Below are 18,801 nucleotides of genomic sequence, written 5' to 3' on the forward strand. Positions count from 1 at the left end.
GATCGGAGAGGGGGAAACGATGCCTGCGGACACAGCGACCCTGACCTTCGTCGGGAACGCGACCACGATCATCCGGTACGGCGGAATCACGCTGCTGACCGACCCGAACTTCCTGCGCCGCGGCGAGCGCGCCGACCTCGGCCACGGCATCACCAGCAGACGGGTGAAGGACCCGGCGATCTCCGTGGACGAGCTGCCCGAGCTCGACGTCGTCGTGCTGTCCCACCTGCACGGCGACCACTGGGACCCGGTGGCCGAGCGGCATCTCGACCGCAGGCTGCCGATCCTCACCACCGGGGCGGCGGCGCGCGCGCTGCGCGGCCGGGGGTTCCGCTCCGCGGAGGCCATGCGCACCTGGGACACCGAGACCGTCGCCAAGGGCGACCACGCGATCAGGGTCACCGCGCTGCCGGGACGGCACGCGCCCGGCCCGCTGCGCCGCCTCCTGCCGCCCGTCATGGGCTCGCTGCTGGAGTTCGGCCCGCCGGACGGCGAACCCCGGTTCCGGGTGTGCATCAGCGGCGACACGCTCATGTACGACGAGATCGCCGAGATCCGCCACCGGTACCCCGGCATCGACGCGGGCGTCGTCCACCTCGGCGGGACGCGGCTGCTCGGGCTGCTCACCGTCACCATGGACGGCCGCCAGGGCGCGCAATGGCTGGAGACCACCGGCTGCGCCACCGCCGTCCCCGTCCACTACGACGACTACACGGTGATGAAGTCGCCGCTCTCGGACTTCGACAAGGAGGTCGGCCGGCGCGGGATGGCCGCCCGCCTCCGCCACGTCGAGCGCGGCGGCACCATCACCCTCGGGCCGGCGAGGACCCAGTCGCCGACGCCTCATCCGGCGCGCTGACGCTCCCGGGCCCCGGGCCCCGGCCCGGGTCCCGTCAGCGGGTCCAGCCCTCCGAGGTGGTCACCGTGCGGGACTCCGGTGCCGGGGGCTCGACGGCCCGCGCCTCGTACGTGGTGGACAGCACGATGTGGGAGTTCATCTCGCCGTGCTCGCCGAGCCGTTCCAGCAGCCCTTCGAGGTGCGGCATCGAGGCGACCCGCACCTTGAGCATCGAGCACCAGTTCCCGCTGAGCTTGTGCACCTCGGTGACCTCGGGCAGGTCCTCGGCGGTGGTGGTCTTCAGCAGGCAGCGGCCGAGGGCGCAGCGCATCTGCACGAACGTGGTGAGCGGCTGCCCGACGCGGGCCGGGTCGATCCGCGCCTGGTAGCCGGTGATCACCCCGGTCTCCTCCAGCCGCCGGACCCGCTCGGCCACCGCGGGCGCCGACAGGTTGACGCGGGCGGCGAGCCGGTTGAACGACAGCCGCCCGTCGCGCTGCAGTTCGGCGATGATGCGCCAGTCCGTCTGGTCGAGCTCCCGGTCCATCCGAAAGGCCCCCTTCCGTGATTCGCTTCCGAACGACAGGTCGGAGCGTCCGAACACCATAGATCGCCCATTCATCCCGGCGCCGGACCTTTCTAGCGTTTACGGCATGGATCAGACCTTGAGCGTGCGTCCGGTGCGGGCGCGTCCGATGGCGGCGCTGTGCGCCGGGACCGCCTTCATGAACGCTGCGATGTCGATGGCGAGCGCGGCGGGCGCCCTGGCCGCCGCGGACCGGCTGGGCGCCGGCTGGGGCGGCGTGCCCGCCACCGCCGGGATCGTCGGCACGGGCGCCGGTGCGCTCGCGCTGACCCGGCTGGCGCGCCGCGCCGGCCGCCCCGCGGTGCTGACCGGCGGGTACCTCGCCGCGGCGGCCGGCGCCTGCCTCGCCGCCGCCGGCGTCGCGCGCGGCGACCTCGCGGCCCTCTGCGCCGGGATGGTGATGCTCGGCCTCGGCAACGCCGGCGCGCAGCTCTCCCGGTACGCGGTGGCCGACCTGTACCCGCCCGGCCGGCGGGGTTCGGCGATCGGCGTCGTCGTCTGGTCCGCCGCCGTCGGCGCGGTCGGCGGGCCGCTGCTGCTCGACCCGTCCGGCGGTCTCGCGCGCGGGCTGGGGCTTCCGTCCCTCGCGGGGCCCTTCCTCGTCGCGTTCCTGTCCAGCGCGGGCGCGGCGGTCGCGGCGTCGGCGTCCGCTTTCTCGGCACCCGCGGTCGACGCACCGGAGGCCGGCCGGCGGGTCTCGGTGCGGGCGCTGCTCCGGGGGCCGGTGACGCGGTCGGCGCTGGTGGTGATGGTCACGGCGCAGGTCGTCATGGTCGCCGTGATGACGGCGGCGCCGGTGGCGATGCAGATGGACGGCGACGGGCTCGGCATGGTCGGGATGACGCTGTCGGCGCACACGCTGGGGATGTTCGCGCTGTCGCCGGTGACGGGCCGGCTGGTCGACCGGTACGGGGCGCGTCCGGTGATGCTCGCCGGGGTCGCGGCGCTCGCCGCGTCCACCGGCCTGGCGGCGGCCGGAGACGGCGCCTGGACGCGCACCGTGGCACTGTTCGGGCTCGGCTACGCGTGGAACCTGTGCTTCGTCGGCGGCAGCGGGCGGCTCGCCCGCGAACTGCCCGAGCCCGCGCGGACGGACATCGAGGGCACGGTGGACGCGGCCGTGTGGACGATCGCCGCCGCGGCCGGGCTGCTGTCGACCGTCATCATGTCCGCGGCCGGGTACGGCGTGCTCGCCGGAATGTTCTGCGGCCTGGCGGTGCTGGCATCGGCCGCCCTACGCCGTCCCGCGCGCGCGTGAGCGGCGCGAGGCGCGAGCTCAGGGATTCGGGACGGCGGCTCGGGCTCCCTCGATGCGGCCCCGGACGAGACGCGGGTGGAAGTAGCTGATCGGGACCCGGGTCCCGTCGGCGACGCAGAAGATCTGGAAACCGTTGCGGCCGTCCTCGTCGGGGACGGAGAACTCCTCGGGGAGGAAGACGCCCTCGTCGTCCATCAGGGCGAACCAGCGCCCGAGGTCGAACTCGTCGGCGAACGCCTCCAGGCCCGCGCCGCGCCGGCCCAGCGTGTAGCGGACCTCGTAGGAGCAGCCGTCCGGCGGGAACGTCATGCGCGGCGCGTCCACGTCCACCACCTCCCCGGCGTCTCATCCTAGGCGCTGGGCTCGCGGGCGAGGGGCCCGCTTGCGAGTTCGCCGGCGAGCGCGGAAGGTCAGCGGAGCAGCAGGCGCCCGTCGACGCGCGCGCGGTGCGTGCCGGGCGTGTGGCCGAACGTGCGGCGGAACGCGTCGATGAACGCGCTGGCGGACGCCCACCCGGCCCGGTGCGCGACGGTCGTCACCGGCAGTCCCTCGGCGAGCAGGACCATGGCGTGGTGCAGGCGCAACTGCGCGCGCCACTGCGGGAAGGTCATGCCGAGCTCGGCGCGGAACAGCCGGGTGAGGGTGCGCTCGCCCGCTCCTGCGCGCGCGCCGAGCTCGGCTAGCGTCCGGTCGTCGGCGGGGTCGTCGCACAGCATCCGGCACACGGCGGCCAGACGCGGGTCCTTGGCGGACGGGACGTAGTCGGCGTACCTGGGGGCGCGCGCGACGCGGTCGAGCAGCACGTCCCGCAGCCGCAGCCACTCGGCGCCGTCACGTTCGGCGTCGGGGACGTCGGTGCACGCCACGATCAGCTCGCGGAGCAGCGCGTCCACCCCGAGGACGGCGGGACGGGCAAGGCCGAGCGGGTCGCGCGGCACCGGGATCCCGACGAGCCGCAGGTCGGCGCCGCCGAACGAACGGTGCTCGTGGACGGTCCCGGCCGGGATCCACAGCGCGCGCGCCGGCGACGCGAGCCAGATCCCCGCGTCCGTGGTGACCGACAGGACGCCGGAGACGGCGTAGGCGAGCTGGTGGTCGTCGTGCCGGTGCGGGTCGATCCCGCCGCCGGGCGGAATCAGCCGCAGGCCCGTGCTCGCGCGCGGGGTGTGGCGGGTCATCGGTTCAGCGTACGCACGGCACCGACATGGCGGGACATCGACACAAGTTGTCGAAATATCGGAAGCGCGACAGCGGCCCGCGGGGCGAGGCTGCCGGATATGAACCGCCGAGCCCCCGTCGCGCTCCTGTCGGCCGGCCACGCCTGCGTCGACGTCTACCAGGGCGCCGTGCCCGCGATCGTCCCGTTCCTCGTCACCGGGCGGCACTACAGCTACGTCGCCGCGTCCGGGATCGTGCTGGCCGCCACGCTGCTGTCCTCCGTCGTCCAGCCCGCGTTCGGGATGCTGACCGACCGCTGGGCGATGCCGTGGCTCGTCCCCGCCGGGACGGGCGCCGCCGGCCTCGGCGTCGCACTGTCCGGAGTGTCCGACGCGTACCCGCTGACCTGGGCGGCGATCGCCGTGTCCGGGCTCGGTGTGGCCGCCTACCATCCCGAGTCGGCGCGGATCGCGCGCGCCGTCACCGGCGGCGACCACGCCGGGATGAGCTGGTTCTCGCTCGGCGGCAACCTCGGCTTCGCCGCCGCGCCGCTGCTGGTCACGCCCGTCATCGCGGCGGGCGGCCTGCACGCCACGCCCTGGCTGGCGGTCCCGGCCTTCCTCGGGACGGCGCTCAGCCTCACCGCGATGCGGCGCCGCACGTCCGGCGCCGCGGCGAAGAAGGCGGCGGCGGACGGGCGCGACGACTGGCCGATGTTCGTCCGGCTCTCCCTCGTCGTGCTGTGCCGCTCGGTCGTGTTCTTCGGCCTCAGCACCCTGCTCGCGGTCGTCGCGCGGCAGCGGACCGGCGGCGGCGCCGACGCCGGGGCGGTCGCCCTGTTCGTCCTGTTCGCCGGCGGCGCCGTCGGGACGGTCCTCGGCGGCCGCCTGGCCGCGACCCTCGGCCGCGTCCGAACGCTGCGGGCCTCCTACCTGCTCGCGGTCCCGGCGGTCACGGGCGTCGCGCTCGCCCCCTCCTACGCCATCTACGCGTTCGTCGCGCTCACCGCTATCGCCCTCTACACCCCGTTCTCGATCCAGGTGACGCTCGGCCAGGACTACCTGCCCCGCCGCATCGGCACCGCCAGCGGCGTCACGCTCGGCCTCGCCGTCAGCGCGGGCGGCATCGCCAGCCCCGCCGTAGGAGCCCTCGCCGACGCCGCGTCCCCGCGCACCGCGCTCCTCCCCCTCATCGCCGTCCCCGCCGTCGCCTGGCTCCTCGCCCGCCTCATCCAGGAACCCGCCCCCCTCGAAGCCCCCGCATCCCCACACCAGCACACCGCGCCCGACATCCCGCCCCCCTCACTCCACCGTTAGCTCTTCCTTAATGAGCGATCTTGAGGCGATCCAGGTCAGAGCGGGTCGCGCTGCTGCGTCCGGGTCCGGGGGAGCTGCCATGGGAGCTACACGCCTATGCGAGCTTGTTCTTGCTTCCGAAAATCTCGTTCATGTGCTGGGCGCCGTCGCGGATCTCGGGCCTGAGCTGGTGACGGTAGACGGTCTGGGTGATCGTCGTGTTCTTGTGCCCGACGAGGTCACTGATGCGCTCGATCGGCACGCCGTGATCGCTCATGAGCGACACGAACGTGTGGCGCAGCTCGCGGGGGCACCACGCCTCCCCGTCGATGCCGGCCGCCTCCAGGATCTTGCGGAAACGGAGACGGACTTGCCCGGAGGAGTACGGCGCCCCGTTCTCGTGGCAGAAGACGAGATCGTGATCCTCGTACTCCTCGCCTGCCCTCAGTCGCTCCTCAGCCTGCCGCTTGTGCAGGCTCCGGAGAGCCTCAACCCCCATCTCGGCGATGCCGAGACCTCGTCGGCTCATGAGGGTCTTCGTCTCTTCCTGGTACCTGTCGGAACGCAGGACGTAGACAGTCGCCGTGTCGAGATCCACAGCGCTCCACTTGAGCTTGCGGAGTTCCTCGGTGCGGAGGCCCGAGACGATCGCGAGGATGACGTACGCCCCGATCCGATGTTCGGGCTTGCTCGCCTCCGCGAGCACTGCTCTGGCCTGTTCCAGAGACAGCGATCGGGACTTGCGTCCTGGCTTGCCCATCGGCGTATCGACCAGCGTCGCCACGTTGCGGCCGACCTTGTCATGCCGCGCCGCTCGATGAATCACGCGCTTGAGCAGTGCGTGAACGAGTCCCAGGGTGGACGAGGTGAGGTGTTCCGATCGTCCGTTGAGCCACCTCTCGACGTCGTCCGCCGTGAGGTCCTTCAAGCGGATCCGGCCGATGAACGGGATGAGCTGGTGATCCGCGAGCGACCGGTAGGTTCCGCTGGTCGACGGTGACTTGCCCGTCTTGGCGAATGCGGCGAGGAAGTCATTGACCGCGTTCGTCACGTAGTAGTGGGGATCGGGCTTCACGCCCCTCTCAAGCTCGTCCAGGGCTTCGATGAGCTTGTCTTTGACGGCGGCCTTGGTCGGCCCCTTCCTCTTGAGCCGCTTGCGCTTGCCGTCCGGCCCGAAGCCGAGCGCGACGGCTCCCGTGTAGCCGTTACCTTCCGGGTAGATCGTCCCTTCGTACTTGCCGATGAGGATCTTGGACAAGGGATCCCTCCTCGTGTCGATCGAGGTCACCACCGACCATAACTCAAGACGTCCCTAGACGTCCCTCGCGCGGGGAGGTCCGTTCGCGGTCATGCGCGGACGGACCTCCGGGCGGTTGTCAGCGGTTGGCCTCTTCGAGGGAGGTGACGAACTCGGCGATGTGCCGGTCAGTGATGCGGCGCAGCTTGCCGATCTTGATGCTGCGGAGTTGGCCGGTGCGGATCAGGAAGTAGACCTTGTCTCGGCCGATGTTGAGGATCTCGGCCACTTGCTCGACGGTGTACGCCTGCACGGTCACCACCTCCTCTCGCCCAGGCGGTGTGCCCGGGGCATGCGTGATGCGGGTGGGTGATCATCTCCTTGGTTGCGGACGGTGCTCGTCTCCGTCTCGTCTCACTCGCGTCTCTCGGCTCCTTACGTGCAGGCGCGCGTGAGACGAGACGTTGAGACGATCACGGAGTGTGGTCGGACGCCTTGTAGCGGCCTCGCCCGACCTGGACGGCGCGGCCGGTCTTCACCAGCTCGTTGAGGCGCCGGTAGAGGGTCGGCCGGCTCATCTCGCTGATCATGAGTAGGTGAGCGATCGGAAGCCCCTCGTCCGGCGCGCCGTCCAGAGCCTCTCTCAGGACGGTTTCGGCGCGGTCTTCCCTGGACGGCCTCAGCGGGGCGGACGCCGCTGAGACGGGCTGTACAAGCGGCGTAGCGGCATCGTCCAGCGCGCGCTGCGAGACCTCGTCCAGGACGGGGCGCAGGGCCGCGTGTCGCTGTGCGGCCTCGCTCACGGCGTCGTCGGTGAGCAGGTAGGCGCGGCCTCGTCGGGGTGTGTCGTGTTCGGGTGCGGAGAGCAGGAACTTGCCGGGGGCGTTGAGGGTGTGGGCGTGCCATCCGGCGTTGAGCATCCCTTGCCCAAGGATGAGGTCGACGTCTTTGCGTTCGCGGACGCGGAAGCTCACCCGGACGTCCATCTGTGAGCGGACGGCGCCCTTGCCCATGGCCTTCTGTGTGGGGCGCTGCGTGGCCGCGATGAGGGTCACGGCGACCGCACGTCCACGGCGCGCGATCGAGTCCGTGTCGCTCGCCGCGTCGTCGGCGAGTTCGGCGTACTCGTCCACGACGATGACGAGCGCGGGCAACTCGGGCGCTGGATCCCAGACGCGCCGCCCGTTCGCCGTGAGCCACGCCGCCCGCGCCTCGAGAATCATCACGGCGTCGCGCAGCATGGCGCGGGCTTGCTCCGGCGTGGTGGCGAGCCGATCGATACAGGACGCCCACGGCTGCAACTCCATCCCGCGCTTGAGATCGATCGCCCAGACGACCACGTCGCGGCACGCGCTGAGATTGCCCATCAGCACGTTGATGCCGCCGCTCTTGCCCGAGCCGGCCACGCCTCCGATGAGTCCGTGACGTCGCAGCAGCAGAACGCGCGCGCTGGTCGCGTCCTCGAACGGCCCGAGGTCGATCGGCTCGGTGATGGAGGAGACGGACGGTCCAGGCCATGGGATCGCATCGGCGTGCGGGTCGGTGTTGAGCACCCGAAGTTCGAACCGGTTGGCCTTGTCGTCGCGCGTGGGAAAGACGCGCACCGCGCCGCGGAAGGTCCCGAGTGCCGATTCGATCGCGGGCACTTTCGTGGTGACGTCCTGGATGGTCTGACCACGGGCGAGGGCGAAGCGCGCGCGCCATCCCCACACGTCCACCACGGCGGATTGCGCTCGGGAGCCGGCGAGCCCGATCGACTGCGCGATTTCAGGCCATGCCGCAATCTGCCGATCGACCCGCACCTTGGCGCGCCGGCGCCGATGCACCCACCACGGCACGGCGAGCACGAACCCACCCACGGCGAGCACCTGGAGGAGCGGAGAGAACGCGATACCGAGCGCGGTCACCGCAGCAAGCCACCCACCGACACCTACGACCACGGCCGCGCCGTACAGCCGTTCCATGCGCAGGGTGAGCCCGAACCGGTCGCCGAACATCGCCAGCACCCAAGCGGCCACCGTCGCAAGGGCGAGCAGGTACGGCCACCAGTGCGGACGAGCCGCGTGCAGGACGAGGCCCGAGACGACGAGCGCGGTCACCAGGTACAGGGGAGCGAGTTCCGACCGGTACCGCCACAGCGCCCGAGCCACCAGCACAGCGGCGACGTCCGGGAACTGGTCGTCACGGTCGATGATGACCAATGGCTGAAGTCCGTTGCGGCGCATCTTCTGTGCGTGCCGTCGCATCTGCCGTGACCGGCTCATGAACGCCCCCGGTCGTCCGGCGGTAGATGCCCTTGCGCGCGCAGCTCGTCGCGCAGGTAGTACAGCGGATCGGGATCGGCGTCGCGTGCGGCCTTGAGGGTGGCGCGCCCTGCCGCGGCTAGGTTCGCGCGGTCACGGCGCGCCTTCACCAGTTCGGCCGTGAGCCGGGACAGTTCGGAGACGAGGGCGGGGGAGTCGGCGAGCGCGGCATTGAGGCGAAGCCACAGATCGGCGATGTACGGCATGGCCTCCGATAGAGCGGAGACGATCTCACGGGCGGCGAGGTTGCGGGCACGGACCCCCTGAAGGTCGATCTTGACGTGCTGAGGGATGTCGGGCACTGGGGCATCACTCCCTTCAAGCGGGACGTCAGTTCTGAGACAGGGACTGGACGAGCACGGTCACCAGCCGGCGGATCTCCGGCGCGGCGCTGGTTGCGGCGAGGAAGAACCCGAACAGCAGGCACACCACGACGTGCCACGCGCGCAGGCCCATGTACCGCCACGCGAGCCACACCACCGCGCCGAGGACGGCGACCAGCGGGATCGAGACGTTCACGCGCTCACCCCTGCGGCCACATGTCGGGGTGCCGGTAGCCGCGCCCGCGCCGCAGCCAACGGGCGCGAGCGCGGCACTTGCGGCACCTGCGGTTGCCGGGGTCGACTCGCGCGCCGCACGGGCAGCGGTGACCGGTGATGAGGCGCGGCATCCGCATGCTCATCGACCCGCCGGGACGCGCGTCGGGGCCTCGTCACACGTGCGCGTGGTGAGCAGCCGTCGCGACACGGCGCCGGCGCGGGACGAGTCGGTACGGGACGGGTGGGAGCGGCTCCGCATCACGCGGCGCTCCTCGGCGTGGATGCCGATGACGAGCATGGCGAAGATGCCGCAGGTGGAACCGGCGAGGAACACGGCGATGATCGATGCCAGAACGAGGATCATGGGCGATCACTCCTCTCGTACGGCCCGTGTCCGGCGGGGGCGGCTCGGGCGTTCAGCGGGCTACGAGAAAGAGAGTGCGCGTGACCAGCGGGACGAGATCACTACATGACTGGACGTGTTCATGACGTCCTCATAGGGTTGACCGCGTCCCAGGACGTCCCGCGATCCGGACGGGTGCATGCCGAACGAACGCCTACGCGCCACACTGCTAGAGCAGGGCCTGACCATCGCCACGCTCGCAGAGTCGATCGGCGTCGACCAAAAGACCGTGGAACGGTGGATCACCAAGGACCGCACGCCCTACCGGCGGCACCGCTACGCAGTGGCTTCACGCCTGGGCGTTGACGAGACGTTCCTGTGGCCCGACGCGCTCACCAATGAGCAAGTCACCGCGGCCTCCAGCAGCGAACTGGTCACCATCTACCCGCGCCGCACCATGGTCCCCAGGGACGCATGGGGACGTCTGTTCGCTACAGCCAAAGAAGACATCGGCGTCCTGGTCTACTCCGGTCTCTTCCTCTCCGAAGACTCCGGCATCCAACGCACCTTCGCCGAGAAAGCCAAGGCCGGCGTCCGCGTCCGCATCCTCCTCGGCGACCCCGACAGCCCCCAGGTAGCCGAACGCGGCGCAGACGAGGGCGTAGGCGACGCGCAAGCCGCCAAAATCCGCAACGCCCTCGTCCTCTACAAGAACCTGCGCAAACAAGACGGCGTCGAGTTCCGGTACCACAACACGGTGCTCTACAACTCCATCTACCGCGCCGACGACCAGCTCTTGGTCAACACCCACGTCTACGGCATCACAGCCGCACTCGCCCCCGTCTGGCACCTCCGACGCATAGCCGGCGGAGACCTGGTGAACACCTACCTCGACAGCTTCGAACGTGTCTGGGAAGCCGCCACACCCATCCCGGGGGACTAGCTATGGGCCGCAGGATCGACTACTACGACGACCCCAACGCCCCCAGGGCCAACAGCCTCGTCCCGGCCGTCAACGTCGTCGTAGAGAACGACAAGGGCGAGATCCTTATGATCCGCCGCACCGACAACGATAACTGGGCCCTACCAGGCGGCGCGATCGACATCGGCGAGTCCGTCACTCAAGCCGCCATCCGTGAAACCAAAGAAGAAACCGGAATTGACGTAGAGATCACCGGACTAGTCGGCATCTACAGCGACCCAAAGCATGTCATTCATTACACGAGTAATGATGAAGTGCGCCAAGAATTCTCAATCTTGCTGAGTGGCTCTCCGAGCGGCGGGGACCTTGAAACCAGCGAAGAGTCATACGAGGTGTCTTGGATTCCCAAAGCGCAGGCGCCAACTAAGAAAATGCATGCATCGATGCGCCTACGGATCGTCGACTATCTGGAACAAAAAGTTGGCCCTGTATTGAGCTAGGACACTCAGCCTGTTTCGCTGAGCCTGCCCACACTATATTGCAGCATAGAAATCACGCCTATTATTTAGCGTACTGTCGGTGGTGTGCTCTATCCTCGTGTATCATGCAGTTAGACAGTATAGATGGCGAGGAAATGAGTAGTTTCATCCGCGAAGCCGACATGCTTCGCCCTATAGTTGATAACGTATCTCACTTCTTGTCCAAGGATGACAAGTGGGAGCACTTTTATGAAGTGCAGTCACCAAAGGGTGTTGTCGATATAGTTCTTGTTATCTTTGATGAGCATGCGCTGGAGCAGAGAAATGTCTGGGGAGTGCAGCCTGTTCAGGAAAGGTCGAGCTTAGAAGTGCTCGTAGCCATGTCTCAGGCACAGGATTCCTCGGTTTTCACGACGACAGACCTGGCAGAGAAGACTCTCTATTCGAGGTCTCATCTTCGGCGGCGCATACTCCCTAGCTTGGTCGACTTGGGATGGGTCAACAGAATCAATGAGCGAGAATGGATGTGCACGTATCGCTACAAGAGTCCCACGGCTTCTATCAATGCCATCGAGGTAAAGCGTAGCGAGTGGCAGCGCGGACTAATGCAGGCTGCTTCGTATACTGAATTTGCAAATAAGGCCTACCTTGCTATGGATGTGACTAAGATCCCCAAGAATCGACAATCAATTTATCGCTCCCTCAGGCATGCTGGTGTTGGACTAATCTCCGTTGCCAACAACCCAGGAGATCAGGACACTCTGGCGGTTAAGTTGGAAGCCTCAGAGCGAACGAAATGGGGAAATGCAAGGTTCGTGGTGGCGGAGCGTGTTGCCGCCATCCGTGAGTCCGGCGGGAATGCGGGCGCTTGGGGCCACGTCTTTGGCCGCTTGGTTTCGACCAGTTCCGGAGAAGATCCTCGGAATTCCGTGTCCTGACTAAGCTACAAACGCGCGAACCAGACGTCCAGGTGTTTAGGGGCATTCGCACCCTCCAGTGGGACTGGAGGGTCTGCGGCCTCTTTAAAAGCTAGAGCCTGCCTAACCACTGAACGACTGCCGGCACGTGCTCCACGCGGATGCCGTGATGAAGAAGCTATCGTGTCTGCAACGGCCTGAAGGTAGTGTGCTCCGGCCTTACCCTTGTCCCAGGTTCCGGGGATCTGCGTCCTGCAGAACTCGCATTGGCATGCCCGATAATCGGGTAGGTCTGCAAGCAGTCGCTCGGTCTGTAGATCGACCACGTGTAGAAGGCTCGTGTTGAAGGTACGATTTGTGGGGGCCGGTCGCGGAGTCGTCCTTTTGATTTTGATGACTTTGGTATCCGCGAAGGCTCGTTCTCCTGAACCGATGCCGGTGGAAAAGCCGTTCGCTCCCCAAGCCAGCGACAGCCAGCCCGTCATCGACGTGTTAGGAAGAATCAGCACCTTGTCGTTCTCTTCGCAGACGGCTGCAAGTTCCATATAACCGTCTAGTATTTCGGGCACAATCATTTGTCCATATGGCTGGCTGAGGAGAGGCCAGCGAACGCGGACATAAAAGACATCCTCGTCGAGGTCAAGCATTTCCGCCAGCAGATACTCCCGCAGACGTTCAGTGGTTAGCCAAGAACTCGGGATCGTTACATTTACAGCGAGGTTTTCTTGGCTTGAGATCGTTTGCCGGGACCAATTGACGGTATCCCGGAGTACGCTGAGACTCTGCACTCGCTCCGCAGGGTCCATCCAAAGGCCAGGGGTCAGGAGAACTGTCGCTCCCTGAGCACGTTGCGTTTCGACTACCTCGGCCACCCATTCGGGCTCCCAGCCTGCCGACAGGGGACGATTGAAGTAGTCCCATTTAGAAGCCGTAGAATTGCCAACGTACGGCTTGTCGTCGCGTTGGGCTTTGAGAGTGTCTCCATAAGAATCTAGGCGTGCGAAGCATTCAGGGTCAGCGATCTGGATAGGTGCGGTGGCAGCTGTGTTTCTAAAGAAGTTTTCAACACTTGATGGCCCTTTGGGACGCATACGTGGCATCGGTGCGACAACGCCAAGACTAAGTGTGTCGGTGTGGCGGGATGAAACCTCCTGCAACAGTGTCGGAATGATGGCTGAATGCTGATGGCTTCGCTGGACAAGGAAGATGGGCTTTCCGCCACGCAGAGCCTCCCGTGCTTGCACGAGGCGGTCGGCGTCTTGAGGAGAATCGGGACCCGATGCGTCCTGGTCGACTTCTTGATCGAGGCTAAACAGCTCTTCGCTAATTTCTTCCGCTGCGGGAGCATCGACGTTGTCAGAGTCGACTACGAACCTCAGCTCGTCTTCTTGTGCCATTTTATCGTCCCTTCAACCTGTCAATAGCCTTGGCGACCGTGCCGCGCTTATAGGCCTGCTCTGAGAGGCTTCGAGTTATTAGGTCAGCGATTACATCCGGGACGTGGCTTGGTATTGATAGGTCTCTCTTTAGGCGCTCAAAAAATTCGTCCCAGGTAATCGTTTCGTTGGGCGTAACGAAGGGATGCTGGCCGGTAGCGGCTTCATAGAGTATTACCCCGACAGCCCAAAGATCACTAGCTTTGAGAGCGCGTTCCCCGCGCAACTGCTCTGGGGCCATGTACATAGGCGTTCCGACGCGCTGCGGGTACCTCGTAATAGATTCAACATCCATTAGCTTGGCTAGACCCAAGTCCAGGATCACGGGGCGCGTGTAATCTCCACCTCTCAGAGCTATGTTCGCCGGCTTGAGATCCCTGTGAAGCAATTCGGCGCTGTGGAGAGCAAGGATGCCATTGAGGAGGCCACGAGCAAGCTCTTGCAGCTCGTCCGAATTTGCCGTCTTCTTCGTAATAGCCTGAGACAGGTCTCCGCCATCGATGTACTCGAAGACAAGAGTGGGTAGCCTCTTGTCGACGATCGAGAGGAGTAGGGCATTATCTAGGCGCACGACGTTGGGAGAGGTGACTCGGCGGTAGCTTTCGATCTCGCGCTTGAGTCGCTCCAGGCTTGCATCATCTCGATAAATGATCTTGTACGCAGCGTCTTCTTCGGAGACGCGTACCCTCCAAGTCTCGCCGAACGCGCCTGTGCCCAGGTATGTGACTTGAGCGCTGCCGACTGCGTGCTCGACCTGGCTTGCAGTGAACTGTTGATCCACAAGTGCCCCGCGTGTCCTGGATGCCTTCCTGTACCAGGTTATACATCCCCTGAGGGGTCGTTGGCGACTTACTGGGCGGAAGGGACGCCTGGGAAGGTTCCTCAATCATGATCAAAACCGGGGACTTGGTGAACAGCGTCCCTTTTGACCGGTCTTGCGACCGAAGTCTACATATTCGGTAGGAAGTGACACATTCGTGGAGCGAGAGGTCAGGGCAAGCGCTGCTGCACTCTCTCTACGGCGCCCGTCAGGAGGGGGGTGGCTCGACTGATGGCCGTGCTGACGACATGGCCTGAGCCGTAACGACGCCTGATCTCCAGGAGGCGGCTCTCAACGTGTACCAAGTTCCCGTTTGGACTCGTGGTCATGTCGCAGTAGATCAAGTGGTCGCTCAGCTTCGGAGGTGTGTCTCCGAACTCTTGCGAGAGGACGGTAGCGAGCTGTCGCTCGCGGGCCTCGATGAGGGCGCAAGAGTGATGGGCCACCAGGCGGCAAAGGTGATCGTCGGCGTAGTGGGTGTCCCGGAGGTAACGGGCGCCGTCCAGCGGGTGGAAGCCCGTCCCGACGAGGTCGGGGGCGTAGCCGATGTCGTGAAGCCATGCGGCGGCCTCTAGGAGGTCGGCCTTGTCGCCGAGGATAGGGGCGAGCGTTCGGGCTTGCCGGGCCACGCCTTGGGTGTGTGCCCAGCGGCGGGGGAGTGGGGTTTCCAGATGCTTGCGCGCGAGTTCGCTTGCCCATGCTGCGGTGTTCTTGTTCATGGGGTCGACGCTACGGGGACCGGTGTGGACGTCCACGGGCACGGATGGATCATCTAGGGACGTCTTGGCTGACGTAGCGTCCCTTGCCGTGGACACAGGTCACGAGGCCGGCTTCCTCTAGGGCCGCGAAGGCGTGGCGAGCCGTGTGGCGGGATACGCCGTAGCGTTTGGCGAGCCGGGCTTCGCTCGGTAGTAGATCGCCTGGACGGTAGTGGCCGCTCTCGATGTGGCGCCGTAGATCTGCGGCGATGCTCTCGTACCTGGTGTGCACGGCCGGTTTGGCGGTAGGAACGAATCGGCCTACCCCGGGGCGTGCGGTGATGAGGCCGTCGGTTTCGAGGGTGGACAAAGCCCGCCGCACGGTGTTGCGGGCGACGCCGAACTCGGCGCAGAGGGCGGCCTCGCCTGGGAGTTGGTCCCCTGGGGCGTAGGTGCCGTCTGTGATGCGCTGGCGTAGGGCGTTAGCGATGCGGGCGTAGGTGCCTGGTGCCGTGCGGCGGGCCATGTCCGGGTCACTCGTCCCTATAGCGGGTCGTTGCCAGAGCGACCCAGGGTGTGAGTAGGACTGTCACCTTGTCAGCGGCGAGGCGGGGGCGTGTGCAGCGTGCCAGCCAAATACCGGTGCTGGACTGGTACCACCAAGCGCTGTTGCCCCAGACGACGGAGACGGATTCGCCGATCGTCGGGGCGTTGTCGGCGTACACGCGCAACATCGGGTGCGTACCGTCGATGCGAAGTTCGGTCGTCCAGTCGTACCGGCGCAAGCGGCGGGCGAGCCGGGTTAGGTGCCAGCGGCCTCGCGACAGTCCTGCGTGGGTGGGCAGAGGAAGCACGGCCGGTGCGTCCGGGGGGACACTCACCGACCGCGCCGCCTCCGCCTCCCCCCGCGGAACCGCGCTCCCCTTCGCGGTTCCGGTCCATGGTGAGCGCGGCGTTCGCAGGCGTCCGATCACCAGTTCACCGCGCGCTTGATCTCGGCCCGTGCGGCCTCGTTGACGAGTGCCTCGCGCAACGCGGCGGGCGAGGACTGGATCACCGTGGGGTCGACTCCGGCGGACGGGTCGTGCAGGCTCGCGACCCAATCCCCGAGACTCCCGTCGCTGCGTACGCCGCGCCAGATCCGGTGACCGGTGAAGTCCCTCCGCAGGTTTGCGAGTTCCTCGTCAGCCGAGTCCGAGTCGACGGCGGTGTGCGTGGGGGCGGCCGGGTAGGGCCGATCGGTGTGCATGGTGGCTCCTTGGCGTGCGTGGGGTCGTCCTGGCGAACGTGGCGTTCGCGGTGTGCCTTGAGCCTCGCGTCCGGTCCGGGACCTCTCTATCGGCATCTAGGGACGTCTTGGGACGTCTTCTGTTAGCGTCGTTGAGTGCGTCGTCCTCGCTTGCGTCCCCGGGAGGTCTGGTGAACGACTTGTTGCGGCGGGCCCTTGCTGATGCCCGTCTCGCCGAAGCTGACGTCGCGAGGCGGGTGGGAGTGGATCCCAAGACCGTTCACCGATGGCTTGCCGGGCGCGTACCGTACGCGCGGCACCGCGGACGCGTGGCCGCGCTACTCGGGAAGGATGAGGCGGATCTCTGGCCACAGCCCGCCGTGCCGGCCGTCCGGACGGATCCGCCGGTGGTTGAGGTCTTGGCAACGTACCCGCACCGGTGGGCCGTCCCTCGTCCGGTGTGGCAACAGCTCTTCCAGGGCGCCCGGGACGAGATCGGCATTCTGGCCTACGCGGGACTGTTCCTCGCCGAGGACATGGGCATCATGCGCGCGCTCGCCGAGAGAGCGCGTGGTGGGGTGCGTGTGCGGATCCTGCTCGGAGATCCGGACGGGGCATGCGTTGCGGAACGCGGAAGTGATGAGGGCGTTGGCGAGTCGATGGCCGCGAAGATCCGCAACGCCCTTGTCCACTACCGGGCTCTCGGCGAGGTGGACGGCGTAGAGATCCGGCTACATGACACCGTCCTTTACAACTCGATCTACCGTGCCGATGACGACCTTCTGATCAATCCGCACGCCTACGGCATCGCCGCATCCCACGCGCCGGTGCTCCACCTGCGATGCGCGGAGGATGGCGACATGGCGAGCACCTACCTGGAGAGTTTTGAGCGCGTGTGGGCGGCGGCGTCGCCGGTCGGGTAGTGGACATGCCAATCCTCTGTCATGGACGGGATGGTTCGTAGCAGGAGCCTTCGTGGTTGCCGCCGGCGCGAGTTGCAGTGCCTTGGACGGCTGTCCAGCTCACCGACATGACCTGGCCTGGATATCCGCGCGGGAAGGCAGTGATCGCGTAGCGGCGTCAATGGGCTTCCAAGGTAGCAATGTACGCGATCGTTAGTTATGAGACACTTGCTGCATGCTGATACTGATAGATCCAACGCTACTGCTGACTCGGCGTGGGCAAGTTTGGATAGAGCGATTGCGAACAGATATGTGGAACAAAGTTGCAATCTCGAACAGTTTGCAGTCTGCGGTCGCCGGGCGAGACCCGATACCATTTTCGGCATATGCGTCTGGATTTATATTTCGTTCACTGGATCCTTGGCGTTTCTCGGGCGTAATACAGGGTTTGCGTGCCGTTCGCGCTAGAATGCCGGACGGTGTGACCAGAGACTTATTGGCTGCCGGGGGTAGCGGAGAGGTTGTTGCCGATCTCTGGACGGGCCTACAGTGCGGTGGGATCCTCGTTGCTCGGCGTCCTCCAACCTTCGATCTATTGGTACAAGCTGGCGTGCGTCTCGTGGTTGAGGGCAAAGAGAAGCGCTCCTACCTTGTAAATCTTATTTATCAAACAGTGGGAACTGGTCTAGGTGACGCCCTCATGCGACGGAGTAGGTTTGTGGCAATTTCTGGTTCTCCTATTCTGGAGTTTGACTGCGTGACGGAAACGACTGTCTATGTATCGGACGGTGGGCCTGGTCGTTATTAGTGTGCATTCTTGTAAGTGTCTGAAGGTTATAAGTTGTCACTGGCGGTGGCGCAGCCTAGACAGGCGGGGCGTTACTGAGTGCGTAGGGGAAGCATGCGAGAGCCCCTGTCGGTCTGGATGGTGCGTGACAGGGGCTCTCGTGGTTCACGCCGGCGCGGAGTGTTCCGCGTTGGTGATGATCTGCTTGACCTTGCGGCGGTCGATGTTGTGCTTCTCGGCTAGGTAGCGCTGGGAGAGGGGGCGGCCGGGGCCGTCCAGGCTGGCGAGATACTCGGCTAGTACCGCTTGTTCTAGGGTTTGCTCCACTTCGGTGCTTGGTGGTTCGTGGTGTTCCACGATGGTGCGTTGCTCGTCCTGGGGTGGTGCGGTGTGGCGCGCTGCGGTGCGAGTGAGCGTCATGAGTAGCTCGAACGAGCCGACCAGCGCGAGCGCCGGCCATGCGCTCACCAGTGCGCCTATGAGGCCGTGGGACGCGCCGTGCGCCACGTTGGCGCCTACCGTCGCCACGATGCCTACGGCGAGGCTCCACTTGGCCAGAGCGGGCGCCGGTTGCTTGCGGCGGCTCGCGTCCAGGATCACCATGGACGCCGCCCAGATGAGGCCGTCCACCGTGAACGGGACGAGGCGCGCCGTTGTGCCAGCCTCGCCGTGGGAGTGGACGAGTTCGTAGGCGTGCCGGTACGAGATGATCGCGGCCACCACGGCGACCGCGACGACCGCCAGAGCCGTTGTGATCCGGATGAGGCGGTCAACCATTGGCCAGTTCCCGACGCCACTCCATGACGCACAGGTCGTCCTCGCCGTGGGTGATGACGCGTTCGGCGAGCAACATGGCTGTGATCGCCGAGTTGCGGTCGAGTGGGCGTGGCCATGTGGTGACGTGCCAGCCGTCCGGGGTGCGGGTGGCCGTGGCGATGATCTCGCCGTTGAGGTCCGTGGTCATGGTGTTTTCGGTGATCCTCAGGGCCATGGTGTGTGCCCTCCTTCCTGCTGTGCGGAGGGGAGCCACGGGAGCCGCCGGCGGGAGCCAAGGT

General features: G+C 66.4%; 23 protein-coding genes. 7 read left to right on the forward strand and 16 right to left on the reverse strand.

Annotated elements, in window-relative coordinates; all coding sequences use genetic code 11:
• The first annotated feature begins 19 nt into the window (after positions 1 to 19).
• A complete protein-coding gene (locus J4709_RS18005; RefSeq protein ID WP_208242171.1) occupies positions 20 to 859 on the forward strand; it encodes an MBL fold metallo-hydrolase in 840 nt (279 codons plus the stop codon).
• A gap of 34 nt (positions 860 to 893) precedes the next feature.
• Here J4709_RS18005 and J4709_RS18010 read toward each other — a convergent pair whose 3' ends face one another.
• A complete protein-coding gene (locus J4709_RS18010) occupies positions 894 to 1,385 on the reverse strand; it encodes an Lrp/AsnC family transcriptional regulator (protein ID WP_208242173.1) in 492 nt (163 codons plus the stop codon).
• Between the two features lie 106 nt (positions 1,386 to 1,491).
• Here J4709_RS18010 and J4709_RS18015 point away from each other — a divergent pair, with 106 nt between their 5' ends.
• Positions 1,492 to 2,682, forward strand: a complete 1,191-nt coding sequence (locus tag J4709_RS18015) for an MFS transporter (protein ID WP_208242175.1) — start codon at positions 1,492 to 1,494, stop codon at positions 2,680 to 2,682.
• Positions 2,683 to 2,700: 18 nt separating this feature from the next.
• Here J4709_RS18015 and J4709_RS18020 read toward each other — a convergent pair whose 3' ends face one another.
• A complete protein-coding gene (locus J4709_RS18020) occupies positions 2,701 to 3,006 on the reverse strand; it encodes a hypothetical protein (protein WP_208242177.1) in 306 nt (101 codons plus the stop codon).
• Between the two features lie 86 nt (positions 3,007 to 3,092).
• Entirely contained in the window at positions 3,093 to 3,860 is a 768-nt protein-coding gene (locus J4709_RS18025; protein WP_208242179.1) for an AraC family transcriptional regulator, read from the reverse strand.
• A gap of 99 nt (positions 3,861 to 3,959) precedes the next feature.
• On the opposite strand from J4709_RS18025, the gene J4709_RS18030 reads away from it, so the two are divergent.
• On the forward strand, positions 3,960 to 5,156 hold the full coding sequence (locus J4709_RS18030; RefSeq protein ID WP_208242180.1) for an MFS transporter: 1,197 nt from the start codon (positions 3,960 to 3,962) through the stop codon (positions 5,154 to 5,156).
• 94 nt (positions 5,157 to 5,250) lie between these two features.
• Here the strand turns inward: J4709_RS18030 and J4709_RS18035 are convergent, their stop codons facing one another.
• The 6 genes from J4709_RS18035 to J4709_RS18060 all read right to left on the reverse strand — a co-directional run bounded on the left by J4709_RS18035 (position 5,251) and on the right by J4709_RS18060 (position 9,578).
• Positions 5,251 to 6,423 (reverse strand): site-specific integrase, encoded by a 1,173-nt coding sequence (locus tag J4709_RS18035; protein ID WP_208242182.1) that lies wholly within the window; start codon positions 6,421 to 6,423, stop codon positions 5,251 to 5,253.
• Between the two features lie 88 nt (positions 6,424 to 6,511).
• Positions 6,512 to 6,691: a helix-turn-helix domain-containing protein gene (locus J4709_RS53390; RefSeq protein ID WP_208242184.1), complete on the reverse strand. Its 180-nt coding sequence runs from the start codon at positions 6,689 to 6,691 to the stop codon at positions 6,512 to 6,514.
• A gap of 154 nt (positions 6,692 to 6,845) precedes the next feature.
• Positions 6,846 to 8,573 (reverse strand): FtsK/SpoIIIE domain-containing protein, encoded by a 1,728-nt coding sequence (locus J4709_RS18045; protein ID WP_232383637.1) that lies wholly within the window; start codon positions 8,571 to 8,573, stop codon positions 6,846 to 6,848.
• Between the two features lie 59 nt (positions 8,574 to 8,632).
• On the reverse strand, positions 8,633 to 8,977 hold the full coding sequence (locus J4709_RS18050; RefSeq protein ID WP_208242188.1) for a hypothetical protein: 345 nt from the start codon (positions 8,975 to 8,977) through the stop codon (positions 8,633 to 8,635).
• A 28-nt stretch (positions 8,978 to 9,005) separates the two neighbouring features.
• Positions 9,006 to 9,194, reverse strand: a complete 189-nt coding sequence (locus J4709_RS18055; RefSeq protein WP_208242190.1) for a hypothetical protein — start codon at positions 9,192 to 9,194, stop codon at positions 9,006 to 9,008.
• 159 nt (positions 9,195 to 9,353) lie between these two features.
• Complete coding sequence (locus J4709_RS18060; protein WP_208242192.1) at positions 9,354 to 9,578, reverse strand: hypothetical protein; 225 nt, start codon at positions 9,576 to 9,578, stop codon at positions 9,354 to 9,356.
• Positions 9,579 to 9,756: 178 nt separating this feature from the next.
• On the opposite strand from J4709_RS18060, the gene J4709_RS18065 reads away from it, so the two are divergent.
• The 3 genes from J4709_RS18065 to J4709_RS18075 all read left to right on the forward strand — a co-directional run bounded on the left by J4709_RS18065 (position 9,757) and on the right by J4709_RS18075 (position 11,896).
• On the forward strand, positions 9,757 to 10,500 hold the full coding sequence (locus J4709_RS18065) for a helix-turn-helix domain-containing protein (RefSeq protein ID WP_208242194.1): 744 nt from the start codon (positions 9,757 to 9,759) through the stop codon (positions 10,498 to 10,500).
• A gap of 2 nt (positions 10,501 to 10,502) precedes the next feature.
• On the forward strand, positions 10,503 to 10,979 hold the full coding sequence (locus J4709_RS18070) for an NUDIX domain-containing protein (RefSeq protein WP_208242196.1): 477 nt from the start codon (positions 10,503 to 10,505) through the stop codon (positions 10,977 to 10,979).
• A gap of 104 nt (positions 10,980 to 11,083) precedes the next feature.
• On the forward strand, positions 11,084 to 11,896 hold the full coding sequence (locus J4709_RS18075) for a hypothetical protein (RefSeq protein ID WP_208242198.1): 813 nt from the start codon (positions 11,084 to 11,086) through the stop codon (positions 11,894 to 11,896).
• A 5-nt stretch (positions 11,897 to 11,901) separates the two neighbouring features.
• On the opposite strand, the gene J4709_RS18080 is transcribed toward J4709_RS18075, so the two are convergent.
• The 5 genes from J4709_RS18080 to J4709_RS18100 all read right to left on the reverse strand — a co-directional run bounded on the left by J4709_RS18080 (position 11,902) and on the right by J4709_RS18100 (position 16,078).
• Positions 11,902 to 13,272, reverse strand: coding sequence for a hypothetical protein (locus tag J4709_RS18080; RefSeq protein WP_208242199.1), 1,371 nt, complete (start codon positions 13,270 to 13,272; stop codon positions 11,902 to 11,904).
• A gap of 1 nt (position 13,273) precedes the next feature.
• A complete protein-coding gene (locus tag J4709_RS18085; protein WP_208242201.1) occupies positions 13,274 to 14,092 on the reverse strand; it encodes a serine/threonine-protein kinase in 819 nt (272 codons plus the stop codon).
• A 209-nt stretch (positions 14,093 to 14,301) separates the two neighbouring features.
• Positions 14,302 to 14,850 (reverse strand): HD domain-containing protein, encoded by a 549-nt coding sequence (locus J4709_RS18090; protein ID WP_208242203.1) that lies wholly within the window; start codon positions 14,848 to 14,850, stop codon positions 14,302 to 14,304.
• Positions 14,851 to 14,899: 49 nt separating this feature from the next.
• Positions 14,900 to 15,355 (reverse strand): GntR family transcriptional regulator, encoded by a 456-nt coding sequence (locus J4709_RS18095; RefSeq protein ID WP_208242205.1) that lies wholly within the window; start codon positions 15,353 to 15,355, stop codon positions 14,900 to 14,902.
• Positions 15,356 to 15,799: 444 nt separating this feature from the next.
• The gene (locus J4709_RS18100; protein ID WP_208242207.1) at positions 15,800 to 16,078 is read right to left on the reverse strand and encodes a hypothetical protein; all 279 of its coding nucleotides are present in this window, start codon (positions 16,076 to 16,078) and stop codon (positions 15,800 to 15,802) included.
• Positions 16,079 to 16,248: 170 nt separating this feature from the next.
• On the opposite strand from J4709_RS18100, the gene J4709_RS18105 reads away from it, so the two are divergent.
• The gene (locus J4709_RS18105) at positions 16,249 to 16,980 is read left to right on the forward strand and encodes a DUF5919 domain-containing protein (RefSeq protein WP_208242209.1); all 732 of its coding nucleotides are present in this window, start codon (positions 16,249 to 16,251) and stop codon (positions 16,978 to 16,980) included.
• A gap of 931 nt (positions 16,981 to 17,911) precedes the next feature.
• On the opposite strand, the gene J4709_RS18110 is transcribed toward J4709_RS18105, so the two are convergent.
• Positions 17,912 to 18,523 carry a DUF2637 domain-containing protein gene (locus tag J4709_RS18110; protein ID WP_208242210.1) on the reverse strand — a complete coding sequence of 204 codons (612 nt, stop codon included), beginning with the start codon at positions 18,521 to 18,523 and terminating at the stop codon, positions 17,912 to 17,914.
• Positions 18,516 to 18,737, reverse strand: a complete 222-nt coding sequence (locus J4709_RS18115; RefSeq protein ID WP_208242212.1) for a hypothetical protein — start codon at positions 18,735 to 18,737, stop codon at positions 18,516 to 18,518. Before J4709_RS18115 ends, J4709_RS18110 begins: the two co-directional genes overlap by 8 nt.
• Between the last annotated feature and the right edge of the window lie 64 nt (positions 18,738 to 18,801).

The organism is Actinomadura violacea (genome assembly GCF_017573465.1).
Classification (GTDB): Bacteria; Actinomycetota; Actinomycetes; order Streptosporangiales; family Streptosporangiaceae; genus Spirillospora; species Spirillospora violacea.